This is a genomic window from Salmonella sp. 2018103, assembly GCF_026247685.1.
In the GTDB taxonomy this organism is placed as follows: domain Bacteria; phylum Pseudomonadota; class Gammaproteobacteria; order Enterobacterales; family Enterobacteriaceae; genus Salmonella; species Salmonella enterica.
On sequence record NZ_CP111029.1, the window covers coordinates 1,632,386 to 1,644,507 of the forward strand.

10 protein-coding genes are annotated in these 12,122 nt (G+C 52.4%); 5 read left to right on the forward strand and 5 right to left on the reverse strand.

Annotation, left to right across the window (positions count from 1 at the left end; genetic code table 11):
- Positions 1 to 36: 36 nt before the first annotated feature.
- Complete coding sequence (gene nfo / locus OLG56_RS07760) at positions 37 to 894, reverse strand: deoxyribonuclease IV (RefSeq protein ID WP_000873912.1); 858 nt, start codon at positions 892 to 894, stop codon at positions 37 to 39.
- A gap of 78 nt (positions 895 to 972) precedes the next feature.
- Positions 973 to 2,022: a YeiH family protein gene (locus tag OLG56_RS07765; protein ID WP_000137966.1), complete on the reverse strand. Its 1,050-nt coding sequence runs from the start codon at positions 2,020 to 2,022 to the stop codon at positions 973 to 975.
- Between the two features lie 120 nt (positions 2,023 to 2,142).
- Between OLG56_RS07765 and yieE the strand changes: the two genes are divergently transcribed.
- The 3 genes from yieE (at position 2,143) to cirA (ending at position 7,000) form a co-directional block, all read left to right on the forward strand.
- On the forward strand, positions 2,143 to 3,006 hold the full coding sequence (yieE, locus tag OLG56_RS07770; RefSeq protein ID WP_000548316.1) for a DNA-binding transcriptional regulator YeiE: 864 nt from the start codon (positions 2,143 to 2,145) through the stop codon (positions 3,004 to 3,006).
- Positions 3,007 to 3,195: 189 nt separating this feature from the next.
- Positions 3,196 to 4,665 carry a lysine-specific permease gene (lysP, locus tag OLG56_RS07775; protein ID WP_000534999.1) on the forward strand — a complete coding sequence of 490 codons (1,470 nt, stop codon included), beginning with the start codon at positions 3,196 to 3,198 and terminating at the stop codon, positions 4,663 to 4,665.
- Between the two features lie 343 nt (positions 4,666 to 5,008).
- Complete coding sequence (cirA, locus tag OLG56_RS07780; RefSeq protein WP_061377519.1) at positions 5,009 to 7,000, forward strand: catecholate siderophore receptor CirA; 1,992 nt, start codon at positions 5,009 to 5,011, stop codon at positions 6,998 to 7,000.
- 43 nt (positions 7,001 to 7,043) lie between these two features.
- On the opposite strand, the gene OLG56_RS07785 is transcribed toward cirA, so the two are convergent.
- Entirely contained in the window at positions 7,044 to 8,366 is a 1,323-nt protein-coding gene (locus OLG56_RS07785) for an MFS transporter (RefSeq protein WP_000023812.1), read from the reverse strand.
- A 32-nt stretch (positions 8,367 to 8,398) separates the two neighbouring features.
- A complete protein-coding gene (serB, locus tag OLG56_RS07790; protein WP_023262920.1) occupies positions 8,399 to 9,286 on the reverse strand; it encodes a phosphoserine phosphatase SerB in 888 nt (295 codons plus the stop codon).
- A 216-nt stretch (positions 9,287 to 9,502) separates the two neighbouring features.
- Here serB and OLG56_RS07795 point away from each other — a divergent pair, with 216 nt between their 5' ends.
- Entirely contained in the window at positions 9,503 to 10,870 is a 1,368-nt protein-coding gene (locus OLG56_RS07795; protein ID WP_021000519.1) for an L-serine ammonia-lyase, read from the forward strand.
- Positions 10,871 to 10,874: 4 nt separating this feature from the next.
- On the forward strand, positions 10,875 to 11,264 hold the full coding sequence (locus tag OLG56_RS07800) for a helix-turn-helix domain-containing protein (protein ID WP_000876817.1): 390 nt from the start codon (positions 10,875 to 10,877) through the stop codon (positions 11,262 to 11,264).
- On the opposite strand, the gene fghA is transcribed toward OLG56_RS07800, so the two are convergent.
- Complete coding sequence (gene fghA, locus OLG56_RS07805) at positions 11,253 to 12,110, reverse strand: S-formylglutathione hydrolase (RefSeq protein ID WP_000425490.1); 858 nt, start codon at positions 12,108 to 12,110, stop codon at positions 11,253 to 11,255. The two genes, OLG56_RS07800 and fghA, sit on opposite strands and share 12 nt — an antisense overlap.
- Between the last annotated feature and the right edge of the window lie 12 nt (positions 12,111 to 12,122).

Sequence of the window (12,122 nt, forward strand, 5' to 3'; positions counted from 1 at the left end):
GCTCTGCCTTTTTTATTGCCTGAAGAACATTGAGCGTCAGGCCACCGCTTCGGCAATTTGCTGGGCTTTTAACCACGCAATCTCTTCCGCCCAGATATCAGGATTGATGGTCTCCAGTATCAGCGGAATACCGTCAAAACGCGCATCCTGCATAATCCAACGAAACGCATCGTGGCCGATATTGCCTTCACCCAGACTGTGATGGCGGTCAACGCGGCTACCGAAGGCGCTTTTGGCGTCGTTCAGGTGCATTCCGCGCAAATACTGAAATCCGACAATTTTCCCGAATCCGGCGAACGTTTTTTCGCACGCCTCTGGCGTACGCAGATCATATCCGGCGGCAAAGGCATGGCAGGTATCGATACAGACGCCAACGCGCGACTTATCTTCCACGCCGTCGATGATGGCGGCTAACTGTTCAAACTCAAACCCCAGATTACTGCCCTGACCGGCTGTATTTTCGATAACCGCCGTAACGCCCTCGGTCTGCGCGAGGGCAATATTGATGGATTCCGCGATCCGCGCCAGGCAATCCTCCTGTGCAATCTGCATCAAATGGCTACCGGGATGAAAATTAAGCAAGGTTAAGCCGAGTTGTTCACAGCGTTGCATTTCATCGAGAAAGGCATCACGTGATTTTTCCAGTGCTTCACTGACCGGATGGCCCAGATTAATCAGGTAACTATCGTGGGGAAGAATTTGCGCCGCCGAGAAATGATACTTTTCACAGGCGATTTTAAAGTCATCAATGACCTGGGGAGTAAGGGGGGCGGCACGCCACTGACGCTGGTTTTTTGTGAAAAGCGCAAAGGCCGTTGCGCCAATTTCAGCCGCGCGGGCAGGGGCGTTAGCCAGACCGCCAGCAGCGCTGACGTGCGCTCCGATGTATTTCATAAAAGACTCCTGTTAAACCCGCTAACGGTTCATTACGAACGCTATGATAACGGGTTAACAGGCGTGAAACGTAATAATTTATGCGATAAGGCTATGGATTAGGACGTTAATGGCGCCACCGCCAATAATCAGCCAGGCGAATAATGCCAGCGCCATCAGCAGCGGTTTCGCCCCCGCTTTTTTCAATGCGCTAACGTGAGTGGTCAGACCCAACGCCGCCATCGCCATCGCCAGCAGTACCGTGTCCAGCGTCACCAGCATATCCACCACGGCTTTCGGCAGCAGGTGGAAAGAGTTGAAGATCGCCACTACGATGAAGAAAATAGCAAACCACGGAATGGTAATTTTGCTTTTTTCCGCGCCGGTCGCCGGGGAAAGCTGTTTAACGCGTGCTGCCAGAATGATCAGGAACGGCGCCAGCATCATGACACGCAGCATCTTAGCGATAACTGCCGCATTTTCTGCATCCGGGCTAACGGCGTGACCCGCTGCGACCACTTGCGCGACTTCATGCATGGTTGAGCCGATATAGATGCCGTAAGTTTCCGGGCTGAACCAGTGCGCCAGCAGCGGATACATTGCCGGGTAAAGGAAAATAGCGATGGTGCCGAAAATAACGACAGTCGCGACGGCTACAGTAACCTTACTGGCTTCCGCTTTTACCACCGGTTCTGTCGCCAGTACCGCCGCCGCGCCGCAGATACTGCTACCGGCGCCAATCAGCCAACTGGTGTGCCTGTCCAGACCAAAGACTTTTTGGCCTAAGAAGCAGGCCAGCATGAACGTGCTGGAAAGCGTTAATACGTCAATCACAATACCGCTAATGCCCACATCGGCGATTTGTGAAAAGGTAAGGCGGAAGCCGTAAAGGATAATCCCTAAACGCAGCAGATGTTGTTTTGCAAACAGCACGCCGCCGTCGCATTGTTTCCATATTTGTGGATAGACGGTATTCCCGATAACCATACCCAGCAGGATAGCCAGGGTCAGGGCGCTGAACCCCGCGCCTGCAACGGCAGGGATAGCGCCGCCCCACAGGGCGACTCCTGTAATGACGGCGCTCAGAGCGAGCCCCGGTATAAAATGCCACATTGTACGACGATGATTCTGCAAGGTGAGTTCTGTCATAACCTTCTCCTGTATATGGACAATAAGGTTACGGTGATCTGGTTTAAAAATAAAATTGATTATATATTTATAATTAATCTTTATAAGTGGTAAGTGAAACGCTATCGGTGGGATACGACTATGCATATTACGCTACGACAACTTGAAGTGTTTGCTGAAGTACTGAAAAGCGGTTCAACAACCCAGGCGTCGGTCATGCTGTCATTATCGCAGTCCGCCGTTAGCGCCGCGCTCACCGATCTGGAAGGTCAGCTCGGCGTACAGTTGTTTGATCGGGTGGGGAAACGGCTGGTGGTCAACGAACATGGGCGCTTGTTATACCCGCGCGCGCTGGCATTGCTGGAGCAAGCGGTAGAAATTGAGCAGCTATTTCGTGAAGATAACGGCGCGATACGGGTTTATGCCAGTAGCACCATCGGCAATTACATTTTACCCGCCATGATTGCCCGCTATCGCCAGCATTATCCGGCCTTGCCGCTGGAACTCAGCGTGGGAAACAGCCAGGACGTGATTAACGCGGTGCTGGATTTTCGGGTTGATATCGGCCTGATTGAAGGACCATGTCACAGTACAGAGATTATCTCTGAGCCGTGGCTGGAAGATGAGCTGGTGGTCTTTGCCGCGCCGTCCTCGCCGCTGACGCAGGGGCCGGTGACGCTGGAACAGCTTGCGGCATCCCCATGGATTTTACGCGAGCGCGGTTCCGGTACGCGGGAAATTGTCGATTATTTGCTGTTGTCGCATTTGCCGCGCTTTCATATGGCGATGGAGTTGGGGAATTCAGAAGCGATCAAACATGCGGTGCGTCACGGACTGGGGATAAGCTGTTTATCGCGCCGGGTGATTGCTGAACAACTCCAGGCGGGAACCCTGGGCGAAGTCGCGGTGCCGTTACCGCGCCTGGTGCGCACGTTGTGGCGTGTTCATCATCGGCAGAAACATCTTTCTAACGCGTTGCAGCGTTTTTTGAGTTACTGTGAATAAAGGTGAAGAGGAGGGCTGCCCGGGCGGCATCGCCATTTTTAGTATCCGCTTACGTATACGTTATTCTCTGCTTTACTTATAATCCGTGGCCGGTCATGAAGGTCTCTTATAACCGCGCATTTGTGTCGGAAGGATAGTATTTCGTCTGTTACAATCGCGCCTCATTTTTTAGATGGATAGCATTTTCACATGGGTTCCAAAACTAAAACCACAGAAGCGCCCGCGCTACGTCGCGAATTAAAGGCGCGTCACCTGACGATGATTGCCATTGGCGGCTCCATCGGGACAGGTCTTTTCGTTGCATCTGGTGCGACAATTTCTCAGGCGGGGCCAGGCGGCGCGCTGTTTTCTTATATTCTGATTGGTTTGATGGTCTACTTCCTGATGACCAGTCTTGGCGAGCTGGCGGCCTATATGCCGGTATCTGGCTCGTTTGCGACATATGGTCAGAACTATGTGGAAGAAGGCTTTGGTTTCGCGCTGGGCTGGAACTACTGGTACAACTGGGCGGTGACTATCGCTGTTGACCTGGTTGCCGCACAATTGGTGATGGGCTGGTGGTTCCCGGATACGCCGGGCTGGATCTGGAGCGCGCTATTCCTCTGCGTCATTTTCTTGCTGAACTACATTTCCGTACGCGGTTTTGGCGAGGCGGAGTACTGGTTCTCGTTAATTAAAGTCGCGACCGTTATTATCTTCATCATCGTTGGCGTAGCGATGATTATCGGCATCTTTAAAGGTGTCGAGCCGGTCGGCTGGAGCAACTGGACGACGGGCGATGCGCCTTTTGCTGGCGGTTTTGCGGCAATGATTGGCGTCGCGATGATCGTGGGCTTCTCTTTCCAGGGAACTGAGCTGATTGGTATTGCCGCCGGGGAATCTGAAAACCCGGAGAAGAATATTCCGCGCGCGGTGCGTCAGGTGTTCTGGCGTATTCTGCTGTTTTATGTTTTCGCGATTTTGATTATCAGCCTGATCATTCCTTATACCGATCCAAACCTGCTGCGTAACGACGTCAAAGACATTAGCGTCAGTCCGTTTACCTTAGTGTTCCAGCATGCGGGCTTGTTGTCTGCGGCGGCGATAATGAATGCGGTTATCCTGACGGCGGTACTGTCTGCGGGCAACTCCGGAATGTATGCCTCGACCCGTATGCTCTACACCCTGGCCTGTGACGGTAAGGCCCCGCGTATTTTTGCGAAATTGTCCCGCGGCGGCGTACCGCGCAATGCGCTTTATGCCACCACCGTGATTGCCGGTCTTTGCTTTTTGACCTCAATGTTCGGCAACCAGACGGTCTATCTGTGGCTGTTGAACACCTCCGGTATGACGGGCTTCATCGCCTGGCTGGGGATTGCCATTAGCCATTATCGCTTCCGTCGCGGTTACGTGATACAAGGGTATGATGTGAATGATTTGCCGTACCGTTCCGGGTTCTTCCCGCTGGGGCCGATTTTCGCCTTTGTACTGTGCCTGATTATTACGTTGGGGCAGAACTATGAAGCGTTCCTGAAAGATACCATCGACTGGGGCGGCGTCGCGGCGACCTATATCGGTATTCCGCTGTTCCTGCTTATCTGGTTCGGCTACAAGCTGATAAAAGGCACGCATTTCGTGCGCTATAGCGAAATGCACTTCCCGGAACGCGTTAAAAAGTAACGCGGTATTCTCGTCATGGCCGGATAGGCTTTATGCCGCTATCCGGCACGGACTGCCTGAACCTGACCCTTCTAACCCTCTCATTCGAGAGGGTTTTTTGTTTTTTCTTCATGATTGGTTCAAATGACATAATTATTAACAATTAAATTGATAATTATTATCGTTTGCTTTATCGTTACGCTCGAAATCAGAAAGGATGAAGATTCGGGCGCGACCGTCACTCATGAGCCCGACTCGCCTGCATAAAAAGAGTTCGCCGTGATAACCGTTATCGCAGGCGAAACGTAATGCGTTGTGAGCGATAACCGATTTTTTTGTCGTATTTACCTCATGGAGAAATGGAATGTTTAGGTTTAACCCTTTCGTTCGGGTAGGGCTTTGTATGTCCGCAGTTACGTTGGCCTGGCCGGTTGCCGCGGCAACGGATGATGGTGAAACCATGGTCGTTACCGCGTCCGCCATCGAACAAAATCTGAAAGATGCGCCAGCAAGTATCAGCGTCATTACCCAGCAAGATTTACAGCGCAGGCCCGTGCAAAACCTGAAAGATGTCCTGAAAGAGGTGCCGGGCGTACAGCTCACTAACGAAGGGGATAACCGTAAAGGCGTGAGTATTCGTGGTCTGGACAGCAGTTATACGCTGATCCTGATCGACGGTAAGCGCGTTAACTCCCGTAACGCGGTCTTCCGCCATAATGATTTTGATCTGAACTGGATACCGGTTGACGCTATCGAACGCATTGAAGTGGTGCGTGGCCCCATGTCCTCGCTGTATGGCTCCGATGCGCTGGGCGGCGTGGTCAACATTATCACCAAAAAAATTGGTCAGAAATGGCACGGCAGCGTCACGGTTGATTCCACTATTCAGGAACATCGCGACCGTGGCGATACCTATAACGGCCAGTTCTTTACCAGCGGTCCGCTGATCGACGGCGTGCTGGGAATGAAAGCCTACGGTAGCCTGGCGAAACGCGAAAAAGACGAGCAGCAGAGTTCCGCCACCACCGCTACGGGTGAAACTCCGCGCATTGAAGGATTTACCAGCCGGGATGGAAACGTCGAGTTTGCCTGGACACCAAACGAAAATCATGACGTTACCGCAGGCTACGGTTTTGATCGCCAGGACCGGGACTCCGACTCGCTGGATAAAAACCGTCTGGAACGGCAAAACTATGCGTTGAGCCATAACGGACGTTGGGATCTCGGCAATAGCGAGCTCAAATTCTACGGCGAAAAAGTGGAAAACAAAAACCCCGGCAACAGTAGCCCTATCACGTCAGAAAGCAATTCGATTGACGGGAAATACGTTCTGCCGTTAGCGTCTGTCAACCAGTTCCTCACCTTCGGCGGCGAATGGCGTCACGATAAACTGAGCGATGCGGTCAACCTGACCGGCGGTTCCAGTACTAAAACCTCCGCCAGCCAGTATGCTCTGTTCCTTGAAGATGAGTGGCGCATCTTCGAACCGCTGGCGCTGACCACCGGTATTCGTATGGATGACCATGAAACCTATGGCGATCACTGGAGCCCGCGTGCTTATCTGGTTTATAACGCAACGGATACCCTGACGGTGAAAGGTGGGTGGGCCACGGCCTTTAAAGCGCCGTCGCTATTGCAATTAAGTCCGGACTGGGCGACCAACTCCTGCCGTGGAGGATGCCGCATTATCGGTAGCCCGGATCTGAAACCTGAAACCAGTGAAAGCTGGGAGCTCGGCCTTTATTACCGTGGCGAAGAAGGCATACTGGAGGGTGTGGAAGCGAGCGTTACTACGTTCCGTAACGATGTGGACAATCGCATCAGCATTAGCCGTACCGCTGACGTTAACGCCGCGCCCGGCTATTCCAACTTTGTCGGTTTCGAAACCAACAGTCGGGGACAGCGCGTTCCGGTCTTCCGTTATTACAACGTGAATAAAGCGCGTATTCAGGGTGTGGAAACCGAGTTGAAAGTTCCGTTTAACGAGGCGTGGAAACTGTCGTTGAATTACACCTATAACGACGGACGCGACGTCAGTAATGGCGGGAACAAGCCGCTTTCCGATCTGCCGTTCCACACCGCGAACGGTACGCTGGACTGGAAACCGGCGCAGCTCGAAGACTGGTCATTCTACATATCAGGGAATTATACCGGGCGTAAGCGGGCCGACAGCGCAACGGCGAAAACGCCGGGTGGGTACGTGGTCTGGGATACCGGCGCGGCATGGCAGGCGACGAAAAATGTTAAACTGCGTGCGGGCGTTCTGAACGTGGGCGATAAAGATCTCAAACGCGACGACTACGGTTACACCGAAGACGGACGTCGTTACTTTATGGCGGTGGATTACCGTTTCTGACAGAGACTGGCGACAGCCGCGTTTTGCCGCTGTCGCCAGAATGTTATAACCGATGCAGCCTGGAGAGCAGCGCCAGCGACAGAGTCGTTAACAGAATGGCGATTAACGCATAGATATAAACGCCCGACCACGCCCAGCTATTTTTCACCATAATTACCGGCACACCGGCCATTGCCGCGCCGACATAGCTGAACAATCCCCGAAAGCCGGTAATCGATCCCGCCGCATCCTTATGGGTCACATCCAGACAGCCGACGGCAAAAAGCATATGCGGTCCGTATAAGGCGAAGCCCATGATGGTGAACAGAATCGCGGTGAGGGTGTAAGAGGTATCCTGAACCAGCGGCACCAGCACGATGCATATGCACAGCGCTAACGCGAAGATTAATCCGGTCATCCAGCGGTTACTTTTGAACATAAAGTCAGACAAGTAGCCTGCCAGCAACCCACCTGCCAGTCCGCCCGCCTCAAACCAGGAAATAATCGAGTTCGCTTTTATCAGGCTCCAGCCGTGAACCTGCGAATAGTAAATCTGCGGCCAGTCGTTAAGGATGGTGCGCGCAATATAAACCGACATATCGCCGATAATAATGATCCATACCAGTGGATTGGTCAGGATATATTTCACAAAAATCTGCCAGAAGCTCAGGTTGACCGGGCTGGCCTTGACCTGGGCCAGTTCCGTCGGGTCGTTACGCCACTGCCCCACGTTGGGCAAACCTAACGTACCGGGACGATCTTTAATGGTAAATAGCGCCACTATCCCCATCAGCAGCGAAATGGCGCCGGGAACATAAAACCCCATTTTCCAGCTACCGCTAAAGGCGATAGCAAAACTGGTCAGCAGCGGCGCGAGGCTGCCGCCGATATTGTGCGCCGCTTCAACGATAGCCCACCAGCGTCCCCGTTCGTTTTTCGAAAACCACGAGGCCATAATTTTCGCCATCGGCGGAAAGCTGGTGCCCTGTAATATCGCGTTGAGGCTGTACAGTACGTAGAATGCCGCCACGCTATCGGAAAAGCCGAACAGAATATTTACAATCCCCACGCCAATCAGCACCGGGCCGGTCATGGCTTTCGGGTTAATTTTATCGACCAGCATCCCGCCGACAAACTTCATCGCGCCATAAAGAATGTAAAAAATAGAAGACATAATGGCGAAGTCTTCTGCGGTCAGCGACGTTTGCGTCAGCATGGCCGGCATCGCGGCGGAGAAGTTTTTACGGGTAAGATAAAAGACGGCATAAGAGATAAAGACCGAGGCGATAATCTCAAAACGAAATTTTTTATAGGTCTGGTCTATCTCTTTTTTCTCTTTTACAATCGGCTTATCGGGCTGGCTGAAAATAAATGTTTTTATACTCATTTTAAAATTCCCTTCCGGCGAGGTGAGTCGCGTTATAATTCATCTTCAATAAGAAAAAGAAGCAATTCGAAACCGTGATAATTAATCTGATGGTGGATTTTTTCCCGAACAACCGGCTTCGCTTTCCAGGCAATACCGGTGCCAGCATGTTCTAACATCGGCAGATCGTTGGCGCCATCGCCGCAGGCAATAATATTCTCCGTGGCAATATTTAACCGGGCAGCCAGGTCAACCAGAGTCTGTTTTTTGTTTGCGGCATTCATAATCGGTAAGGTAATGTTATCCGTCAGAACGTTATCGCGTATTTCAACCGTATTCGAAAAGGCATAATCCAGTTGATACCGTTCTTTTAGACGCTGGGTGAATATATCCAGTCCCCCGGAGATAATCGCGGTTTTAAATCCTTTGGCCTTGATGACTGGCAGAATAGTTAACAGGCCTGGCGAAAGGGTCATGCGATCGCATACGGCGTTCAGCACTGCTTTCGGTGTGCCTTTCAACATTCCGATACGTCGGGTAAAACTGGCGTTAAAATCAAGCTTGCCCTCCATCGCCTGTTGGGTAATGGCGGTGATTTGCGTCGACATGCCAAGCGCGCGGGCAATTTCATCCACGCCTTCTTCCGCAATAAATGTCGAGTCCATATCAAACGCGATAATACCGTTAGCAGGCAGTGGCTGCGGCTTAATAAAAAAATCAAACTGCCATTGTAATGAGAGTTCGCGTAAATAGCGATAAAATTCAGGCGTCAGACATTCCGTTGGCAGCGTAAGCTTTAAATAAGCGGTATTGATAAGCGCGGCATAACGTTTATCAAATAATAGCGGAAACGGCATGGTGACGGCATCAAATAACGTTTCCTGTAATTTTTTCTGAAATGTATCGATATCCTGTGTGGTAATAAAATAAATAATGCTCATATGATAACTCCCTTAATTTACGGGTATTATAATGGCTCTTTTGCGGCGTGGAATCTTGTGCTATCACAGATATCACAGCCAGAAAAGGGCTAAAAAAGCGTTGTTTTTGATACCAGGTAAAGTTCAGACACAAAAGGTATCACTTTTGATATGCCAACTGTGCGAGGATGTTATTTATTACTGAACGCGAATGACACTGAAAGGATTGATATAACGATGGAGAGTTGCCTTGATATATTCAAAATAGTAATAGGTCCATCCAGCTCACGTACCGTAGGGCCGATGCGCGCCGCCTGTCACTTTATTTCATTGCTCAGAGAACAAGAGACGTTGCCGCTAATTCGGGAAATTGAAATCGAGCTGTATGGCGCGTTATCGTTAAGCCGCAAGTGCCACAATGTGGATACCGCCCTTTATCTTGGGCTGCTGGGTTGCCAGCCGGAGAATGTCGATCTCCGTTCGCATATGGCGGTGATTAAGCGTGCGGAAAATGAAAACAAAATCGAACTCCCGCTCTCCGACGCGGGCGGAATCACGATAAAAGTCAAGATTATCGCCAATCACCAGGCGCATCCAGGCCATCCTTATGCCATGACGTTTCGCGCCAGAGATGATTATTTCACGGTGTATGAAGAGACCTGGTTTTCGACCGGCGCCGGGCAGGTCCGCAAACATGGCGAGCCGCTGACGCCATCGCTTCCTTTGCGTACAGTGTCGCCCTTTGAATTTAGTCATGCCGCGCAGTTGCTGGCGCTATGTCGGCGTAACGGCCTGTCCGTGGCGGCGCTGATGATGAAAAATGAGCTGTGCCGCCACTCGCCACAGACGTTGCAGAATTATCTGGCGCAAATATGGGACGTGATGCAGCAGGCGGTTTATCGCGGCCTGCATACTGAGGGGGTATTACCCGGTCCCTATCAGGTACCGCGGCGCGCCTGTGCGTTACATAAGACGTTACAGGCTAACCGTTCCGCCAGCGATTTTTTAACCGCGCTGAACTGGGTCAATGCCTTCGCGATTGCGGTAAGCGAAGAAAATGCCAGCGGCGGACAGATTGTTACCGCGCCAACCAATGGCGCGTGCGGCATCATTCCGGCAGCGCTCTGCTGGTATGATAAATTTGTCACGCCGCTGGAGCCCGGTGCTCTGACCCGTTTCTTCCTGACCGCCGCCGCTATCGCGATGTTGTTTAAACAAAACGCCTCTATTCTGGGATCTGAAGTTGGCTGTCAGGGGGAAATCGGCGTGGCGTGCTCAATGGCGGCGGCGGGCCTGGCTGAACTGATGGGCGCATCCGTGGAGCAAACGCTGAGCGCCGCTGAAATTGCCATGGAACATCATCTGGGATTGACCTGCGATCCGCTGGGCGGGCAGGTACAAATTCCCTGCATAGAGAGAAACGCCATCTCTGCCGTGAAAGCGATAAACGCGGCGACGATGGCGATGAGTCGCGTAAGCGAACCCTGTATTTCGCTCGATGAGATCATTGCTGCGATGTACGAAACCGGTAAAGACATGAGCGCTAAATACCGTGAAACGTATCATGGTTCGCTGGGGAAAATTCAGCCGCGCAAGAGAGGGTAACAGCGTGAAATACAATACGATGAATAACGACGAGATTATCCTGTCGTTGTGCGCTCGCTTAAAGGAGACGCGTCTGTCTCTTTCGATGACCCAGCAGCAGCTTGCCGATCGCGCGCACGTTGGCATCGCCACCATCAAGCGTATCGAGAAGGGGGGAGGGCTCAATCTTGATACGTTAATTTCTCTCCTGCGGGCGCTGGATAAGTTGCATAATCTTGATGCGGTGCTGTTTGAATCCGAGCTGCGTAATTTTCACGAAAGTTATGAAGGCGGAGAGGGCAGCGGCCGCCTTCAGGTACGCCAGCAGGCCGCGGATTTAAATAATAAATCTTCCGCGCCGCAGTCGGAGGAGGTGAATTACAGCGCGGCGCTGGAAAATTCATTATGTTGGTGACGTCTCACGCTCGCCCCGTAAATACCGGGCATGAAAGCGCAGATGGTCCTCGATGAAGGACGCAATAAAATAATAGCTATGATCGTAACCGGGCTGGATTCGTAGCGTCATCGGCCAGGCGGTTTGCCGCGCGGCTTCCGCCAGTACGGCGGGCTGAAGCTGATCGGCGAGGAACTGATCGCTGTCGCCCTGATCGATGAGCACAGGAATGGCGTCCTGCGGCTGGCTGGCCAGCATTAATTCGCAGCTATCCCACTCAGTCCAGGCTGATTCATCTTCGCCGAGATAAGCGGTAAGCGCTTTGATTCCCCACGGCACGCGGCTGGGGTTGACGATGGGCGCAAAAGCAGAGACGCTGGTATATTTGCCCGGATTTTTCAGCGCCATGATTAACGCGCCGTGGCCGCCCATCGAGTGCCCGCTGATGGCGCAACGGTCGCTGACGTTAAACTGTGTCTGGATGAGCGCCGGAAGCTCATCGCGCAGGTAATCGTACATGCGATAATGGCTGGCCCAGGGCGGCTGTGTGGCATTGAGATAAAACCCGGCACCGTGGCCTAAATCGTATCCGCTATCGTCGGCGACCTGTTCACCGCGTGGACTGGTATCCGGCATCACCAATACAATGCCCAGTTCTGCTGCGATACGCTGCGCGCCTGCTTTGGTGGTAAAGTTCTCATCATTGCAGGTCAACCCGGACAACCAGTACAGTACCGGAGGCGGTTCATTATCCTGAGTCGGCGGAAGAAAAATGCTGAATGTCATGGCGCAGTTTAGCGTGGCGGCATGATGACGCCAGCGCTGCTGCCAGCCGCCAAAACATCGGTGCTCTTCGAGCATTTCCATGCGGGGGCTCCT